This window comes from Variovorax sp. PAMC26660 (genome assembly GCF_014302995.1).
Classification (GTDB): domain Bacteria; phylum Pseudomonadota; class Gammaproteobacteria; order Burkholderiales; family Burkholderiaceae_C; genus Variovorax.
This window is the reverse complement of record NZ_CP060295.1, coordinates 1331050-1346799: the sequence shown is the minus strand read 5'-3', so window position 1 is coordinate 1346799 and position 15750 is coordinate 1331050. Positions and strand designations below refer to the sequence as shown.

General features: G+C 67.6%; 18 protein-coding genes. 13 read left to right on the top strand and 5 right to left on the bottom strand.

What is annotated here, in order from left to right:
- Positions 1-3: 3 nt before the first annotated feature.
- Positions 4-1350 carry a M16 family metallopeptidase gene (locus H7F35_RS06445; RefSeq protein ID WP_187112101.1) on the top strand — a complete coding sequence of 449 codons (1347 nt, stop codon included), beginning with the start codon at positions 4-6 and terminating at the stop codon, positions 1348-1350.
- 139 nt (positions 1351-1489) lie between these two features.
- Here the strand turns inward: H7F35_RS06445 and H7F35_RS06440 are convergent, their stop codons facing one another.
- Positions 1490-2401 (bottom strand): LysR family transcriptional regulator ArgP, encoded by a 912-nt coding sequence (locus H7F35_RS06440; protein ID WP_187112100.1) that lies wholly within the window; start codon positions 2399-2401, stop codon positions 1490-1492.
- Between the two features lie 74 nt (positions 2402-2475).
- Between H7F35_RS06440 and H7F35_RS06435 the strand changes: the two genes are divergently transcribed.
- The 6 genes from H7F35_RS06435 to pxpA all read left to right on the top strand — a co-directional run bounded on the left by H7F35_RS06435 (position 2476) and on the right by pxpA (position 6812).
- Entirely contained in the window at positions 2476-3111 is a 636-nt protein-coding gene (locus H7F35_RS06435; protein ID WP_187112099.1) for a LysE/ArgO family amino acid transporter, read from the top strand.
- 37 nt (positions 3112-3148) lie between these two features.
- Positions 3149-3799, top strand: coding sequence for an RsmD family RNA methyltransferase (locus H7F35_RS06430; RefSeq protein WP_187112098.1), 651 nt, complete (start codon positions 3149-3151; stop codon positions 3797-3799).
- A gap of 43 nt (positions 3800-3842) precedes the next feature.
- A complete protein-coding gene (coaD, locus tag H7F35_RS06425) occupies positions 3843-4346 on the top strand; it encodes a pantetheine-phosphate adenylyltransferase (RefSeq protein WP_187112097.1) in 504 nt (167 codons plus the stop codon).
- Positions 4347-4352: 6 nt separating this feature from the next.
- Entirely contained in the window at positions 4353-5015 is a 663-nt protein-coding gene (gene pxpB / locus H7F35_RS06420; protein WP_187112096.1) for a 5-oxoprolinase subunit PxpB, read from the top strand.
- Entirely contained in the window at positions 5012-6010 is a 999-nt protein-coding gene (locus tag H7F35_RS06415; RefSeq protein WP_187112095.1) for a biotin-dependent carboxyltransferase family protein, read from the top strand. Before pxpB ends, H7F35_RS06415 begins: the two co-directional genes overlap by 4 nt.
- A gap of 67 nt (positions 6011-6077) precedes the next feature.
- Entirely contained in the window at positions 6078-6812 is a 735-nt protein-coding gene (gene pxpA / locus H7F35_RS06410; protein WP_187112094.1) for a 5-oxoprolinase subunit PxpA, read from the top strand.
- A 22-nt stretch (positions 6813-6834) separates the two neighbouring features.
- Here pxpA and H7F35_RS06405 read toward each other — a convergent pair whose 3' ends face one another.
- On the bottom strand, positions 6835-7773 hold the full coding sequence (locus H7F35_RS06405) for a LysR family transcriptional regulator (RefSeq protein ID WP_187112093.1): 939 nt from the start codon (positions 7771-7773) through the stop codon (positions 6835-6837).
- A 206-nt stretch (positions 7774-7979) separates the two neighbouring features.
- Between H7F35_RS06405 and H7F35_RS06400 the strand changes: the two genes are divergently transcribed.
- Genes H7F35_RS06400 through pcp form a run of 3 tightly spaced genes read left to right on the top strand, consistent with a single transcriptional unit; the run spans position 7980 to position 10563 of the window.
- On the top strand, positions 7980-9548 hold the full coding sequence (locus H7F35_RS06400) for a hypothetical protein (protein ID WP_261803544.1): 1569 nt from the start codon (positions 7980-7982) through the stop codon (positions 9546-9548).
- Between the two features lie 18 nt (positions 9549-9566).
- Positions 9567-9821 (top strand): hypothetical protein, encoded by a 255-nt coding sequence (locus tag H7F35_RS06395; protein WP_261803543.1) that lies wholly within the window; start codon positions 9567-9569, stop codon positions 9819-9821.
- Between the two features lie 58 nt (positions 9822-9879).
- Complete coding sequence (pcp, locus tag H7F35_RS06390) at positions 9880-10563, top strand: pyroglutamyl-peptidase I (protein WP_187112091.1); 684 nt, start codon at positions 9880-9882, stop codon at positions 10561-10563.
- A 6-nt stretch (positions 10564-10569) separates the two neighbouring features.
- Here the strand turns inward: pcp and H7F35_RS06385 are convergent, their stop codons facing one another.
- On the bottom strand, positions 10570-11286 hold the full coding sequence (locus H7F35_RS06385; protein WP_187112090.1) for an alpha/beta fold hydrolase: 717 nt from the start codon (positions 11284-11286) through the stop codon (positions 10570-10572).
- A 145-nt stretch (positions 11287-11431) separates the two neighbouring features.
- Between H7F35_RS06385 and H7F35_RS06380 the strand changes: the two genes are divergently transcribed.
- Positions 11432-12076: a Yip1 family protein gene (locus tag H7F35_RS06380; protein ID WP_187112089.1), complete on the top strand. Its 645-nt coding sequence runs from the start codon at positions 11432-11434 to the stop codon at positions 12074-12076.
- Positions 12077-12107: 31 nt separating this feature from the next.
- Positions 12108-12803, top strand: a complete 696-nt coding sequence (locus tag H7F35_RS06375) for a histidine phosphatase family protein (protein WP_187112088.1) — start codon at positions 12108-12110, stop codon at positions 12801-12803.
- A 13-nt stretch (positions 12804-12816) separates the two neighbouring features.
- Here H7F35_RS06375 and H7F35_RS06370 read toward each other — a convergent pair whose 3' ends face one another.
- Both H7F35_RS06370 and H7F35_RS06365 read right to left on the bottom strand, forming a co-directional pair.
- Positions 12817-14199 (bottom strand): tetratricopeptide repeat protein, encoded by a 1383-nt coding sequence (locus H7F35_RS06370; RefSeq protein ID WP_187112087.1) that lies wholly within the window; start codon positions 14197-14199, stop codon positions 12817-12819.
- A gap of 30 nt (positions 14200-14229) precedes the next feature.
- Positions 14230-14628: a tautomerase family protein gene (locus H7F35_RS06365; protein ID WP_187112086.1), complete on the bottom strand. Its 399-nt coding sequence runs from the start codon at positions 14626-14628 to the stop codon at positions 14230-14232.
- A gap of 121 nt (positions 14629-14749) precedes the next feature.
- Here H7F35_RS06365 and H7F35_RS06360 point away from each other — a divergent pair, with 121 nt between their 5' ends.
- Positions 14750-15619 carry a LysR substrate-binding domain-containing protein gene (locus H7F35_RS06360; protein WP_187112085.1) on the top strand — a complete coding sequence of 290 codons (870 nt, stop codon included), beginning with the start codon at positions 14750-14752 and terminating at the stop codon, positions 15617-15619.
- Positions 15620-15750 lie beyond the last annotated feature (131 nt).

The window sequence follows — 15750 nt, the reverse complement described above, 5'->3', positions numbered from 1 at the left end:
TTCATGATTACTCTTAAAAAGATAGCGCAGTGCGCCCTGTTCACGGGCGTTACGGCAATTTTTGGCATGACCAGCGCGCAGGCCGCGCTGCCCATCCAGCACTGGACGCTGGCCAACGGCGCCAAGATTTACCTGGTGTCGACCAACGCGCTGCCGATCGTCGACGTGCAGGTCGACTTCGACGCCGGCAGCCGCCGCGACCCTGCGCCGCAGGCGGGCCTGGCCAGCACCACGGCAGCCATGGTCGAGAAGGGCGTGCGCGCCGGCAAGAACGGCGAGCCGGCGCTCGACCAGAACGCGCTGGGCGAGGCCTGGGCCGATCTGGGCGCCAGCTTCGACGTGGGCGCGGGCACCGACCGCACCAGCTTCTCGCTGCGCACGCTGTCCGACCCGGCACTGCTGAACAAGGCGGTGACGCTGGCCTCGCGCGAGATCGGCGAGCCGGCCTTCCCCGACGACGTGTGGCAGCGCGAGCGCGAACGCATCAATGCCGCCATCAAGGAAGCCAACACCAAGCCCGCGACCCTCGCGGGCCGCGCGTTCGCGCAGGCGGTGTACGGCGTGCATCCCTACGGCCAGGAGGTCACCGAGGCCACGCTGGCGCGCATCGACACCGCCGCCATGCGCCAGCGCTACCAGCAGCTCATGGTGCCGTGCCGCGCCAAGCTGAGCATCGTGGGCGCCGTCACGCGCGCCGAAGCCGAGACCATGGCCACCGCGCTGCTGTCGCGGCTGCCCAGCGCAGAGGCGTGCACGCCGCTGCCAACGATCGCGCCGGTGGCCGCGCTGACGGCACCGAAGGACGAGCGCATTCCGTTCGACTCGGCGCAGGCCCATGTCTTCATCGGCCAGCCCGGCTATCCGCGCAAGGACCCGGATCACTTCGCGCTCACGCTGGGCAACTACGTGCTGGGCGGCGGTGGCTTTGTCTCGCGCCTGACCAATGAAGTGCGCGAGAAGCGCGGGCTCACGTACAGCATCTACAGCGGCTTCGCGCCGGGGCTCGAGGCGGGCGCGTTCCGCATCGGCTTCCAGACCCGGCCCGACCAGGCTGAAGAAGCGATCAAGGTGTCGCGCGAAGTGCTGGCCAAGTTCGTGGCCGAGGGCCCGACCGCCAGCGAGCTGAAGGCGGCGAAGGACAACCTGATCGGTGGTTTTCCGCTGCTGCTGGACAGCAACCGCAAGCTGATCGGCAATGTCGCCAACATCGCCTGGCATGACCTGCCGCTGGACTACCTCGACACCTGGACCGCGCGCATGAACGCAGTCACGGCGGCCGAGGTCAAGGCGGCTTTCGAGCGCAAGCTGCAGCCGGCGCGCATGGTGACGGTGGTGGTGGGCGGCAAGTAACAGGGCATGAATAAACCTACTGCGCGCCCCGATCTCGCACCTGCGGTCCTCACCGTACAAAGTACGGCTCCGGTCCTCGATGCAAGCTCGTGGCGCTCGCTACGGTTTCTTCACGCCTTGTAGGCCCACTGGTTGGCCATCAGGCCAGTGCGTGCGGTCCGCTGGTGGCGGCCGCACGCACCGCCGCTCTGAGTTTCTTCAGCAACTGCGGCGCCGCGCGCGCCTGCTGCCAATAGAGGGGCACCGGCAGCGTCGAGCCGGGCACCAGTTCCACCAGCCTTCCTTCGCGAATCGCATCCGCCACCATGCTGGCCGGATGCATGCCCCAACCCATGCCGGCACATGCCGCTTCGACGAACGCGCTCGGCGAGGGCACCCAGTGCCGGGGCGTCTCGACATTGCGATGGCAGATGCGGCGCACCCAGCGCGCTTGCAGGCGGTCCTTGCGGTCGAACACGAGGCTCGGTGCATTCGCCAGCGTGCGGGCGCCCACGCCTTTGTCGAAATACCGCCGCACGAAGTCGGGGCTCGCGGCCGCCACGTAGTGCGTCGTGCCCAACGCCTCGCTGTTGCAGCCGGCCACCGGCTGGGCCAGCGCGGTCACGGCCGCGAGCACCGCGCCGCTGCGCAGCCGCTCGGCCGTGTGGTCCTGGTCGTCCACCGAAAGATCGAGCAGTGCGCCTTCTTCCTGGGTCGCGAAGGCAGCGGCAGCAGCAATGAACCAAGTCGCGAGGCTGTCGGCATTGACGGCCACCCGCACGGTGACGCGTTCGCCCGCTTCGCCGCCGCCCATGCCAAGGGCGGGCAGGGTGTCGCGCAGCTCGTGTTCCAGCATGCCCACACGCTCGACGTGCCGGCACAGATGCAACCCCGCTTCCGTTGCCACGCAGGGCTGGCCGCGCACCAGCAGCGCGCCGCCGGTGCGCTCCTCCAGCGCCTTCACGCGCTGCGACACCGCCGAGGGCGTGACATTGAGCGCGCGGGCCGCGCGCTCGAAGCTGCCTTCGCGCACCACGGCGGCCAGGGCGTTGAGGGCGGCATAGTCGAGCATGAGATGAAGCCAAACTGAATTGAAGTTAGAAAGTTTAGTTTGATTGAATCGAAGGCCGGCGGCAAGCTCGCACCATGTCAGCCGAACTCGCCACCACCGCCTTCCTGAATGGGCTCTTCATGAGCCTGGTGCTCATCGTCGCCATCGGCGCCCAGAACGCCTACGTGCTTCGCCAGGGGTTGCGGCGCGAGCATGTGAGCGCCGTGGTGCTGTTCTGCGCCGCCAGCGACGCGGTGCTGATCGGGGCCGGCGTGGCCGGCATGGCGCAGGCGCTGAAGGGGCGGCCGATGCTGGCGACGGTGCTCGCGGGGCTCGGCGCGGCGTTCCTGTGCGCCTACGGCCTGAAGGCGCTGTGGCGCTCGCGCCAGCCCGGCGCGCTGCAGGCAATGGCGCAGGGCACATCGCTTTCGCGTGCAGCCGTGGTGGCGCAGGCGGCCGGCTTCACGCTGCTGAATCCGCACGTCTACCTCGACACGGTGCTGCTGGTGGGCAGCGCCGGGGCGCAGTACGGGGGCTCGCTCAAGGTCTGGTTCGTGGCGGGCGCCTCGGTGGCGAGCGCGCTGTGGTTCACCGCGCTGGGCTATGGCGCGCGGCTGCTCGCGCCGGTGTTCGCGCGTCCGCGGGCCTGGCAGATGCTCGACGCGCTGATCGGCGGCACCATGCTCGTGCTGGCCGCCATGCTGGCCCGGCGCGCCTTCACGGGGCTTTGACGAAGGGCGGCGCTCGCGGCGGCGTTAAGCTCGCCGCATGCCCCAGAAGAAAGCCGCAGCTCCCTCCCGCCCCGCTCCCGCCAAGCGTTCGTCGAAACCGCCCAACGAGGTGCGCATCATCGGCGGCCAATGGAAGCGCACCCGCCTTGCCGTGGCCGACAAGCCCGGCCTGCGCCCCACGCCCGATCGCGTGCGCGAAACCCTGTTCAACTGGCTCGCGAGCCTGGCCGGCGTCGGCGGCGGCGGATTGCCGGGCTGGCATTGCATCGATGCCTTCGCGGGCACCGGCGCGCTCGGCCTGGAAGCCGCGTCGCGTGGCGCAGCCAACGTGGTGCTGTGCGAGCAGGACGCTGCCCTGGTCGCGCAACTGCAGGCCGCGAAGACCAAGCTGTCGGCCGAGGCCGTGCACATCGAGCGCGGCAATGGCGTCACGGCGCTCGAGCGCGTGACGGCCGGCAGCCTGCACGCCGTCTTCCTCGATCCGCCTTTCGAGAGCGTCGCGCTCTACGAACCGTCCCTGCGCGCGGCCGCACGCGCGCTGCGTGCCGGCGGTGCCGTGTACCTGGAGGCGCCGCGTCGCTGGACGGACGAAGAACTCGCCGCTTTCGGCCTCGTCGGTTTCCGTTACCTGAAAGCCGGCGCCGTGCATGCCCACCTGCTGCGGCTTGCAGCGGATGGGACTGCATAATCCGCCGAACAAGCCGCATCGGCTGCATGAGGAAGAAGCAACCATGGCCAGCAACGTGATCGCGGTTTATCCCGGCACATTCGACCCCATCACCCTCGGTCACGAGGACGTGGTGCGGCGCGCAACCCAGCTTTTCTCCAAGGTGATCGTCGCTGTCGCGGCGGGCCATCACAAGAAGGCGCTCTTCACGCTCTCCGAACGCATGGACATGGCACGCGAGGCGGTCAAGCCGTACAGCGACCAGGTCACGGTCGAGAGCTTCTCCGGCCTGCTGCGCGACTTCGTCGTCGCGCGCGGCGGCAAGGCCATGGTGCGCGGCCTGCGCGCCGTGACCGACTTCGACTACGAGTTCCAGCTCGCAGGCATGAACCGCTCGCTGATGCCCGATGTCGAGACCGTGTTCCTCACGCCCAGCGACAAGTACCAGTTCATCTCCAGCACCTTCGTGCGCGAGATTGCGATGCTCGGTGGCGAGGTCAACAAGTTCGTCTCGCCGAACGTGGAGCAGCAACTCGCGGCCAAGGTCCGCAGCCTCGGCCGTGAATAAGCCGCGATGAGCGGCTCGCCCCCGCCCCGACTGCATCTTCTGGGCGATGCAGCGCTGTTGTGCGAGCTGCCCGCGCCCGCCACGCTGGCGCAACAGCAGAAGATCTGGGCCCTGGCCACACAGGCGCAACGCTGGCCCGGTGTAGGCGAAGTGCTGCCGGGCATGAACAACCTCACGCTGACCTTCGATCCGACCGCGATCGATCTCGACACGCTCACCGCGCAGGTGCTCCAGGCCTGGCCGAGGCTCGACATCGGTGCCGTGGAAGGTCGGCAGATCGAGATTCCCGTGGCCTACGGCGGCGAGCACGGGCCCGACCTGGCCGACGTTGCGGCGCACACCGGCCTCACGCCGGCCGAGGTCGTGCGGCGCCACAGCGCGGGCGAGTACGTGGTCTACCTGCTGGGCTTTCTGCCCGGCTTTGCCTTCATGGGCGGCCTGGCGCCCGAACTCGCCACGCCGCGCCGCGCCGAGCCGCGCATGGCCGTGCCTGCCAGCTCGGTCGGCATCGGCGGCGAGCAGACCGGCATCTATCCGCTGGTGTCGCCGGGCGGCTGGCAACTGATCGGCCGCACGCCGCTGTCGCTGTTCGACCCGACGGCAGAATCGCCCACCCTGCTGCGACCCGGCGACCGGGTGCGTTTTGTCGTCGAGAGCGTGCAGACATGATCGTCATCCAGAAACCCGGCCTGCTCGCGTCGGTGCAAGACCTGGGGCGGCACGGCCATCGCCAGCTCGGCATCTGCCCGGGTGGTGCGCTCGATGTGCTCTCCCTCGCATTGGCCAACCGGCTCGTGGGCAACGTGGACGGCGCGGCCGGCCTCGAACTGACCATGGGCGGCTGCGAGCTGCGCTTCGAGGCCGACACGCGCATCGCGCTGACCGGCGACGACTTCAGCGCCACGCTCGACGGCGTGCCGCTCTGGCCCTGCTGGAGCGTGCCGGTGCGTGCCGGCCAGACACTCAGGCTCACGGGCGCCAATGCGGCGGGCCGCAAGAAAGCCGGCCTGCGCAGTTGGCTCGCGGTGGCGGGCGGCATCGACGTGCCCCCGATCCTCGGCTCGCGCAGCACCGACCTGAAGGCCAGCTTCGGCGGCCACGAGGGGCGCGCGCTGCGCAAGGGCGACCGGCTTTCGCTCGGCGCGTCGCGGCTCAGTGAGGCACAGCGCACACGCCGGCCTTTCGGCCTGCGCGGACCCGATTGGGGCGCCGAAGAAGCCGACGCGGCCATCGCCCTGCGCGTGCTGCCCGGCCCCGAGTTCGAGCAGTTCACGCTGGCCGCGCGCGATCTGCTCTGGGGCGAGCGCTGGCGCATCACGCCGCAAAGCAACCGCATGGGCAGCCGCCTTGCCGGCGCCGAACTCAAGCGCAAGCGCGGCGGCGACATGCTCTCGTCGGGCGTGATCCCCGGCACGATCCAGGTGCCGCCTTCGGGCCTGCCGATCATCCTGATGGGCGACGCGCAGACCACCGGCGGCTATCCGCGCATCGGCGTGGTGATCCGCGCCGACCTCTGGAAGCTGGCGCAGGCGCCGCTCAACGGCAAGCTGCGATTGGTGCAGGTCGACATGGCGCAATCGCTCACCGCGTGGGCCGACCAGCAGCGCTACCTGCGGCAGGTGGCACAGGGGCTCGCGGCTGCAGGCTGGCCGGGCGCGGCATAGACTGTGCAAGCAGACGGCGAGAGGGCCGGCGCGATGCCGTCCCCCGCCGAAGAAGAAGGAACCTCCCATGCACATCGACCTCAATGCCGACCTCGGCGAAGGCGCCGGCAGCGACGAAGCGCTGCTCGGCCTCGTCAGCTCCGCCAACATCGCCTGCGGCTGGCACGCGGGCGACGCCAAGACCATGCAGCAGTGCGTGCGCTGGGCCATCCAGCACGGCGTGGCCATCGGCGCGCATCCGAGCTTTCCGGACCGCGAGAATTTCGGCCGTAGCACCATGCACCTGCCACCCGACGAGATCGTGGCCAACGTGCTCTACCAGGTCGGCGCGCTGGCTGCCATCGTCAAGGCCGAGGGCGGCACGCTCTCGCACGTCAAGGCGCATGGCCAGCTCTACAACCAGGCGGTGAAGGAGCCCGAACTCGCCGATGCGCTGTGCGAGGCGGTACGCCGCTTCGATCCCTCGCTCAAGTTCTTCGGCCTGGCCGGCAGCAACATGATCGACGCGGCGCGCCGCGCGGGCCTCACGCCCGTGGAGGAAGTGTTTGCCGACCGCGGCTACATGCCCGACGGCAGCCTGGTGCCGCGCAGCCAGCCTGGCGCGCTCATCGAGAGCGAAGAACAGTCGATTGCGCAGACGCTCTCGCTCGTGCGCGACCACCGCGTGACCGCCATCGACGGCAGCACCGTGGCCGTCAATGCACAGACCGTGTGCCTGCATGGCGACGGTGCCCATGCACTGGCCTTTGCGCGCCGCATCCGCGAGCGGCTGCAGGCCGAGGGCATTGCAGTCCGCGCCTGAGCCGGCTCGTTGCTCGCGGGCTTCATGACAGCGGTGCGGGCGACAGCGCGCTGACCCATTCCTCACCCGCCTCGGCGCAGTAGTCGGCCACGATGGCCCGCGTGAGCTTGGTGACCGCGTGCACGGCAGGCGCCGTGTCGCGCGCATGGGCCACGGTGATCACCATCGGCGGCAGCGCGGGCCCTCCGCGAATTTCGAGGTAGCCCTCGGCCAGTTCTTCGCGCACGAAGATCGGCGGGATCGCCGCCACGCCGAAGCCGCCCTTCGTGAGCTGGATGATCGACTGCACCGACGGAAAGCTGCACACGCGCGGCTCCGTCGCCCGCCCCGCGAACAGCGCCCTGACATGCGCGCGCGGCCCCGAGGTGCGGGAGAAGGTGAGCACCGGCACGCGTTCCAGGTCTTCCAGCCGCAAGGTCCGCGCCTTGGGCAGCACCGCCGGGCGTGCGATCCACAGCATCGGAAAGCGGCACAGCGGCGTGACGGTCGCGCCGTCATTGCAGGCCACGTCCGCGATGTCGTCGTTCTGGATCAGCATGTCGAACTTGCGATGCCTGAACTGCTCGCGCAGGTTGTGTGCCGTGTCGACGGTGATGTCGGGCTCGATGGCCGGCAGCCGCTCGCTCAGCATGTGGATCAGCGGTGTCAGCCAGGTGTGCACCACCGTTTCGATGACGCCGATGCGCACCCGGCCCGAAGGGGGCGCGTCGGGGTGGACGGACAGCTTCAGTTGCTTCTCGAGGGCGAGCATTTGCTCGGCCTGGCACACCACCTGTTCTCCGATGATCGTGAGCTTGAGCGCACGCTGCGTGCGGTCGACAAGCTGCACGCCCAGCTCTTCCTCCAGCGCTTCGATGCGCTTGGACACGGCGGCCTGGGTGGTGCACAGCATCTGCGCGGTCTCGCGAAAGCTCTTGAGCCGATCGAGCATGACGAGCGTCTCGAGGAATCGTGTGTTCACTTGTGAATATCTCCCTGCGTTCAGGCGCTTTGCGAATTTTTGTTATCGACATGTCAACAAAAACTCGTTCGACAGCACCTGAGGCGCCATGTTTTCATAAAGCCGTCACACAGACACAGAGGTGCAACCCGCCCTTTCAACGCCTGCAGAAGTCGTGCCAGGGGTATGCACCAACGGCTCATGTCACCCATCAGGGAAGGGAAAAGATGAAACGTACGATCACTGCACGGCGGCTGAAAACGGCTGTCGCGCTCGGCGTCTGCGCGCTGGTACTCGCAAGTTGCGGAGGCGGGAGCGGCAACGGGGACAATGCGGCGGCGCTTGCGGCCATCGCGGCAGCGAATGCTGCTGCAGCCGCGGCAGCGGCTGGGGGCTCGACACCGCCAACCGCGCCGCCGCCAGCCGTCATTCCGCCAGCACCGCCTGCGATCCAGGCCAAGTGCGCGGTGGACACGACAGTGGCCGCGTCCTACGAAGAGCAACGCCTGCCCAACAAGCTGTCGAGCAGCGATGCACTGAGCTTCTCCCAGCAACTGCTGCAGGCCAGCGGCTTTGACAAGTTCGGCCCCGACTTCGCCAGCAAGCTGTGCAGCAACAGCCTGGCAGGTGCCTCGACCTACGACGACACCGTGACGCTGCTTCACACCGAAGGCCAGAAGCTCTGGCAGGCGGCGCTGGACCGTGTGCAGGGCCGTGCCGTGCAAGGTACGCTGCCCAAGAGCGACGACCGCATGCTCTATTGGGCGCGCCTCACGATGACGCTGGCGCTGCGCCAGTGGAAGCCCGACTTTCCGTTGACGGACGACCAGCGCGCGGCGCTGCAGAACGAGTTCGAGCGCGCTTCGCGCGGCCAGTACGCGATCGACTTCCCGGAGGGGCCGAAGTACAAGCGCGTCCTGGTGAGTGGCTTCGATCCATTCACACTCGGTACGCCGGGCGTAAACGGCGATCCCAGCGTTCGCATCGGCAATCCCTCGGGAGCGGCCATCCTTTCGCTGGACGGCAACATCGTGGCCTTGCCTGATGGCACCACGGCTGTGATCCATACTTTCATCCTGCCTGTCAACTACGGACCGTTCATGCAAGGCATGCAGGAAGACACGCTGGGTCCCTGGTTCAAGCCCGGTACCAAGCGTGTTGATGCCTCCGTCAGCGTGAGCCAGGGGGGCGGCGAATTCGACCTGGAGCATTTCAACGGCCGCTATCACATGTATGGAATACCCGGAAACGACAACGTATTCCCGGCATGCGCCGATGGCGGTTCCTACCCGGCTGCACTCGAATGCGACATCTTTCCGCCGGAACGATGGCTGGGATATGCGCCCAAACCATGGGTCAAGGAGCTGCCAGCGCAGTTCACGCAATCCACTCTGCCTTTTAAGAAGTTGATGGACGCCAACACCGGTGTGGGCGTCATCAACCAGGACACCAACATGACAGGAGGATGGGCCGTCGTGCAGCATGACACCTATTCGGTGCGGGACTGTGTCAAGAACCCTCTGGGTCCTCTGGAGAAAAACTGTGCGTACTGGGGCGGTGGCCAAAGCTACTTGTCCAACGAGAGCGCCTATCGCAATACCCAGTTGCGCGATGTTTTCAGGCTTCAGATCCCGGCCGGACACATCCACACGCCGGTCATGACCGTCTTCGGCGCCGGCAGCGATGGCAAGATCACCGATACAACCTTTGAGGGCCACCGCGATTCCATCGTGGCGCAGACTCGCAACTTGATTGTTGCGTTGGCAAACACCCTGGCAACGTCGCCCGCACCGTAATCCATGAGGACCATGACCATGAAATCAAGATTTCTCGCTATCGTCCTCGGCGTCACGTTATGCGGCGCTGCAATGGCTCAGCCCATTGGAGGTTTTTACCTGTTCAAGAATAAGGAAAGCGGCAAGGAGGTGTGCTCGTCGCACGCATTCAGCCCCGATTGGATCAAGCAGGCCGGCCCGTTTGAGGACCTGACCTGCAAGATCGCGCAGAAGCCGCAGCCTGCTCGCACCGACCTGCCAGCCAGCCCGCTCGACCTGGCACCCAGGAAGTAGGGACTCCCGGCGAGGGCCTCGTTGCGGTACCTTCGGGCATCACGCCGAAGGTTTGTCCATGCCCCAGCCGAAGTCATCGCCGTCTTCCCCGTCAACGCGCGTCCTGCTCACCGGCTTCGATCCGTTCGAGCAGGAGGCGGTCAATCCTTCATGGGAGGCCGTGCGCGCGCTCGATGGCTGGAAGGTCGGCCGGGCTGTCGTGCACGCGCGGCAGGTGCCCTGCGTGTTCGGCGATGCCATCGACACGCTGGTGCACGCCATGGACGAGCTGAAGCCACGTCTCGTGCTGTGCATCGGTCAGGCCGGCGGCCGTTCGGAGATCGCCATAGAGCGCATCGCCATCAACATCGACGACGGGCGCGTGGCCGACAACGCGGGCCGTCAGCCGATCGACGTGCCCGTGGTGCCCGATGCGCCGGCCGCGTACTTCTCGACGTTGCCGATCAAGGCCATCGTGCGCGAGCTGCGTGCCGCCGGCGTGCCGGCCTCCGTGTCGAACAGCGCGGGCACCTTCGTCTGCAACCACATCTTCTACGGCCTCATGCACCGCATCGGCACGCACCCGGTGACGGGGTTGCGTGGCGGCTTCATCCACATCCCGTACCTGCCCGAGCAGGCCGCGCGATTCCCGGGTGCGCCGAGCATGTCGCTCGACACCATGGTCCAGGCGCTGCGCATCGCGGTGACCACTGCGCTCAAGGTGAAGCAGGACATCGCCGAGACCGGCGGCCAACTGCACTGAACCGCATCAGGCGGCCGAAGAAGGGAACTGCTTCGCCAGCCAGGCGTTCAGCGCCGCGTTGACGAACTCGGGCTTTTCCATCGTCAGCATGTGGCCGCACTGCGGCACCCACACGACGTCGGCCTGCGGCAGCAGCGCCGCCATCTCGCGCGTGCATTCGGGCGGTGCCAGGCGGTCGTCGTCGCCGCACATCAGCAGCACCGGCGCACGCAGAGTCGACAGGTGCAGGCTCGCATCGGGCCGACGCATCACCGCGCGGTTCTGGCTGATGAGCTGGACGGCGCCGGCGCCGAGCACGATGTCGAGGTAGCGCTGCACCAGCACCGGGTCGGCCGCCTGCGTGGGGTGAAAGGCGAAGTACACATTCGGCTCGATCACGTCGCGCAGCTCGCCGCGCTCGAAGTGTTCGATGGCGCCTTCGCGCAGCTCGCGCATGTCGGGCGTTTCGGGGCGCGCGCTGGTGCCCAGCAGTGCAAGGCCGGCGATGCGTTCGGGCGCCTGGCGGGCCGCTTCCATTGCGACCATGCCGCCCATCGACGCGCCGCACAGCACCAGTGGCCCGTCGTGCTCGCGCAGCACGGTAGCGGCCATGCCTTCGATGGTGTCGTTGCGCGTCTGGGCATCGCTCACGCGGGCCTGGAAAACGGAGGGGAGGGCGGGGAGTTGGGCTTCCCAGAGGCGCTCGTCGCAGGCGAGGCCGGGCAGCAGGACAAGATTTGGCATGGGGAGGGATTCTGCGCGATCGTGGCCATCGGCGTAACGGCATAGGCTTCATGACCAGCAGTCAACTCGGGTCGCCGTCGACATACTTTCCGGCGCCGCGCGACGCATCGCGCGTGCCTTTGCGATCCATGTCGAGGACAAGAACATGAACCTGGTTGAACGCGTGCAGGCCATCCTGCTCAAGCCCAAGGCCACATGGCCCGAGATCGATGCCGAGCCGGCCGATGCCGCATCGCTCTACAAGAACTACGTGATGATCCTTGCGCTGATCCCGGCGGTGGCCAGCTTCATCGGCCTGTCGCTGATCGGCATCGGCGCCTTCGGCGTGAGCTTTCGCGTGCCGATCGTCGCGGGGCTCGCGAACATGGTCGTGGGCTACGTGCTGTCGCTGGTGATGGTGTTCGTGCTCGCACTGATCATCGACGCGATGGCACCGACCTTCGAGGGCACCAAGAGCCAGATCGGCGCGCTCAAGCTGTCGGCCTATGCCAGCACAGCGGCGTTCGTCGGCGGCATCTTCAGCCTGCTGCCTTCGCTGGCGGTCATCGGCGCGCTGGTGGCGCTCTACGGCATCTACCTGCTCTACACCGGCCTGCCGGTGCTCATGAAGTGCCCGGGCGACAAGGCCATCGCGTACACGGCCGTGGTCGTGGTCTGCGCCATCGTCGGCGGCTTCGTCATTGCCTGGGTGCTGGCGCTGCTCACACCCTCGCCGGTGCGCCTGGGCGTGGGCCTGCTGCCGGTCGATGCGGTGGTGGCCTTGCAACAAAGCGTCAACGCCGGGGCCTGAGCGTCACGCACAGGGTGGAAAATGGACGGCAATGCCAACGCCCAAACCCGACTCCACCACCGACATCATCCTCATCCGCCACGGCGAGACCGCCTGGAACCGCGAGCTGCGCTTCCAGGGGCATGCCGATGTACCGCTCAACGACATCGGCCACGAGCAGGCACGCCGCATCGGCTTGCGACTCGCCGGCGAAACCGCGCAGCACCTGATCAGCAGCGACCTGATGCGCGCGCAACAGACCGCTGCGCCCGCCGCGCTGCAACTGTCGCTGCCGGTGGTGACCTCGGCCGCCCTGCGCGAGCAGTTCTTCGGCGTCGTCGAAGGCATGCGCTCCGATGAAATCCAGAGCCTGCATCCGCGCGCCTGGGAAGAGTGGCTGGAGTTCCGCGAAGACCACGCCATGCCCGAGGGCGAGACGGCGCGCGAGTTCCATGCACGCATCATTGCGGCGCTGGGTGGCATCGCCGCCGCGCACACGGGGCAGCACCTGATCGTGGTCACGCACGGCGGCGTGCTCGACATGGTGTGGCGCACCGCGAAGGGGCTGAGCCTGAGCGGGCCGCGCCAGAGCGACATTCCCAATGCCGGCTTCAACCGCATCCGCATTGCCGACGCGGCCAAGCCTGAGGCGATCGAGATCGTCGACTGGGCCGACATCCGGCATCTGGCCGACCTGCCGCCCCAGCCGACCTACGACCAGACGCGGCACCTGAAAAGCAAGGACTGAGCGGCGTGCTTCCTCAGCCCTGGGGAAGTGGAAGAAGCTGGCCGAGCCCCAGCCGCGCATAGACCGCGCCCGCCTGCCGGCGCAGGCGCAGCGATTCGGGCTGGCCGTTGAGCTGCTGCTGCAGGATGCCCTGCGCAGCAGCGAGCGTTGACTCGGTGCCGCTGCGCACCAGCGCATCGAGGTACACCTGTTCGAACAGATCGCGTTGCGCGTGACTGCCGCCGATCTCGATCAAGCGTGGCAAGGCCACCCCCAGTCCCTCGATGGTTCCGGCGAAATCGCCACGCGCATGCGCCACGAGCCCGTGCGCGGCCGGCACGCAGACGCGCTGCCATGCTGCGCGCGTCGACGGCGGCGCTCCGGGCGCGAAGGCTTCGATGTTGCGCAGCAGCGTGTCGGCCTCGGGTCGCCCGGCGCGCGCGAGCCCGTAGAGATATTGCAGGTCGAGGAAGGGCAGCACATGGTCGGCCTGGCGCTGCAGCAGGTAGCCCGCCACGTCGTTCCAGCGCGCGCCCACGTCGATGCCCGCCAGTTCCAGGCGCGCCAGCAGCGACACCGCGCCGATCTGGTCCTGCGAATAGTCCTTGACCACGCCCCAGGCGTGTTCGTCGTACACCGCGAGCGCTTGTGCATCGCGGCCCAGGTCGATCAGGAACAGCGCCACGTGCCACCAGTTGTGCGTGACCATGAAGGAGTTGAGCCCGGTCCAGGTGTCGCTCATGCTCTGCATGAATGCCAGCCCTTCAGCGAGCCGGCCTTCGGTGAGCATCACGTGGGCCAATGCGTGATGCGCCCACGGTTCCTTGCGGCACATCGATATCGCATGGCGGGCGCTGGCTTCGGCCTCGCGCATCAGGTGGCATTGCTCGTAGCCGAAGGCTGCCATGCCGTGCACATAGGGCACGTCGGCCGCCGAAGGCAGCACGGCCAGCGCGAGCCGCAGCATGCCCGGGCAGTCGCCGGTATTGAAGCAGTGGTACTGGCCGAGCTTGACCGACACCAGGTCGCGCGGATGCTCGCTGGCCTGCTCGGCATGCAGCGCGATGGCGCGCACGATGTCGCCATCGGCCCAGGCCTCGATGGCCGCGATGTAGCGTTGCTCGCGCGGTCTGGCGCGTGAAGCGCCGGCTCTGGCTTTGACAAGGAACGGCCGTGCGTTGGCGACGGCTTCGCGCGATTCGGCGAACAGGTGCAGCGTGGCGCAGTAGGCCTGCACGATCGGGCTTGAATCGGTCTGCGCCAGTGCGAGCAGGTTGACGGCCCGCGCCTCGGTCGAGATGAAGCCCATGACGAAGTCGTCGACCAGTGGCAGGCTGGCAATGTCGTCGAGGGTGAGCGGATTGCCGAGGCTGTCGGTGGAAAGCGGGGCGGTGTTCGTGGGGTTTCCGGAAGGCATGGCGCATGGTGCCATGCCCCCGGCGATGCTTCAAACCCCGGCTTGCTGGTGGCGGAACTCCTGCGTCCTGCCGCCGTAGCCGTAGGCGGCGCCGCGAGCGTCGATCACGTGGATGTACGACACCTCGTGCAGGTTCGGCCGCAGCTTCGCCATGGCCGCATGCACTTCGCGCAGGTAGCGCGCCTTCTCGGCCTTGGTGTTGGTTTCATCGGTGATGCTGATGTCCAGGTGAAAGGCCGACTTGCCGAGCGAAGCCAGCGACTGGCCGCCGATGAACCAGGCGTCAGCAGCGATGTACTGCACCGTGGTGGCGATCACCGGCAACTGCTTGCCGAGCACGCTCTGCGTGAGTTCCGCGACCGTGTCGACGGCCTTGCGTGTGAGGGCGGCGTCGGGTTCGCCGGAGAGGTGGATGACGATGTGGGGCATGGTGGGCTCCTGTGGTGGCGATGAGGAATGAATGAACGATGGGGTGATTGTGGGAATTCCTTCATCATCGTAAAAGCGGGAAGATATGATGGGATTCATCGGATAAACGGATGGATAGGTCATGCAAGGCTTTGATCTCGAACAGCTCCGCACCCTTGCCGCGGTCATCGACGCGGGCAGCCTCACGGCGGCTGCGCCACGCGTGTTTCTGTCGCAGTCGTCGGTCAGCGAGCAGATACGCAAGCTCGAGGAGCGGTCGGGGCAGTCGCTGCTCACGCGCAGCAAGGCGGGCGTGGCGCCCACCGAGGCGGGCACGCGGCTGCTGGCCTACGCGCGGCGCATCCTGGCCCTCAGCGACGAAGCATTCCGCGACCTGCATGGCGAGACGCTGCAGGGCGAGCTGCGGCTTGCGGTGACCGACTATTTCCGGCCCGGCGATCTCACTCGGTTATTGGGGCGTCTGGGAGGAAGCTATCCGCAGGTACGGCTGAATGTCAGCATCCTGAAAAGCGATGAACTGCGGGCGGCGTATGGGCGAGGGGATTTCGATGTGGGATTGGGGATGAACATCGCGGGCGTGACTGCCGCGTCGGCACAGGGCGCGAAGAGTCCGGTGATCCGTCGGGAATCGCTGGTGTGGCTCGGCGCGACCGGCATGCGCCTGGTGCGCGGCGAGCCGGTGCGCCTGCTGGCCTTGCCCGACACCTGCTCGTTGCACCAGTTCACCGTGGCGCTGTTGCGGCGGCGGCGAGTGCCGTATGCGCTGGCGCACGTGGCGTCGGGGGTGGCTGGGTTGCAGTCGGCGCTGGCTGCGGGATTGGGGGTTGCTTGCCTGAACGAGTCCGCGATGTGCGACGGGGTGAATCGGTTGAGCGCGCCGCACGGCCTGCCGGCCTTGCCGCGGGTGGCATTCCAATTTCTGCCTGGGCGTCGGGGCGAGACCGAATTCGTGACCCGTGCCAGGGAACTGTTGGCGACGCACCTTGTGTGACGGCTGCTGAGCGGCTTGCTGCGCCTTTTTGCAAGGGCGGGGCTTGTGTTCGGGGTGCGTGCGAATGACACCGGGAGCTCCCCTGTGCGAATGTCCCCCGCTTCGCTCCTCCTTTATTTCGCTGCGGGGAG

What these genes read in the sequence shown, in the direction of transcription:
- H7F35_RS06365 (WP_187112086.1), bottom strand. Translation starts at nt 14,628, where the DNA reads ATGCCCCACATCGTCATCCACCTCTCCGGCGAACCCGACGCCGCCCTC.
- H7F35_RS06430 (WP_187112098.1), top strand. Translation starts at nt 3,149, where the DNA reads ATGCCCCAGAAGAAAGCCGCAGCTCCCTCCCGCCCCGCTCCCGCCAAG.
- pxpB (WP_187112096.1), top strand. Translation starts at nt 4,353, where the DNA reads ATGAGCGGCTCGCCCCCGCCCCGACTGCATCTTCTGGGCGATGCAGCG.
- H7F35_RS06440 (WP_187112100.1), bottom strand. Translation starts at nt 2,401, where the DNA reads ATGCTCGACTATGCCGCCCTCAACGCCCTGGCCGCCGTGGTGCGCGAA.
- pxpA (WP_187112094.1), top strand. Translation starts at nt 6,078, where the DNA reads ATGCACATCGACCTCAATGCCGACCTCGGCGAAGGCGCCGGCAGCGAC.
- H7F35_RS06385 (WP_187112090.1), bottom strand. Translation starts at nt 11,286, where the DNA reads ATGCCAAATCTTGTCCTGCTGCCCGGCCTCGCCTGCGACGAGCGCCTC.
- H7F35_RS06415 (WP_187112095.1), top strand. Translation starts at nt 5,012, where the DNA reads ATGATCGTCATCCAGAAACCCGGCCTGCTCGCGTCGGTGCAAGACCTG.
- pcp (WP_187112091.1), top strand. Translation starts at nt 9,880, where the DNA reads ATGCCCCAGCCGAAGTCATCGCCGTCTTCCCCGTCAACGCGCGTCCTG.
- coaD (WP_187112097.1), top strand. Translation starts at nt 3,843, where the DNA reads ATGGCCAGCAACGTGATCGCGGTTTATCCCGGCACATTCGACCCCATC.
- H7F35_RS06370 (WP_187112087.1), bottom strand. Translation starts at nt 14,199, where the DNA reads ATGCCTTCCGGAAACCCCACGAACACCGCCCCGCTTTCCACCGACAGC.
- H7F35_RS06360 (WP_187112085.1), top strand. Translation starts at nt 14,750, where the DNA reads ATGCAAGGCTTTGATCTCGAACAGCTCCGCACCCTTGCCGCGGTCATC.
- H7F35_RS06400 (WP_261803544.1), top strand. Translation starts at nt 7,980, where the DNA reads ATGAAACGTACGATCACTGCACGGCGGCTGAAAACGGCTGTCGCGCTC.
- H7F35_RS06435 (WP_187112099.1), top strand. Translation starts at nt 2,476, where the DNA reads ATGTCAGCCGAACTCGCCACCACCGCCTTCCTGAATGGGCTCTTCATG.
- H7F35_RS06445 (WP_187112101.1), top strand. Translation starts at nt 4, where the DNA reads ATGATTACTCTTAAAAAGATAGCGCAGTGCGCCCTGTTCACGGGCGTT.
- H7F35_RS06380 (WP_187112089.1), top strand. Translation starts at nt 11,432, where the DNA reads ATGAACCTGGTTGAACGCGTGCAGGCCATCCTGCTCAAGCCCAAGGCC.
- H7F35_RS06395 (WP_261803543.1), top strand. Translation starts at nt 9,567, where the DNA reads ATGAAATCAAGATTTCTCGCTATCGTCCTCGGCGTCACGTTATGCGGC.
- H7F35_RS06375 (WP_187112088.1), top strand. Translation starts at nt 12,108, where the DNA reads ATGCCAACGCCCAAACCCGACTCCACCACCGACATCATCCTCATCCGC.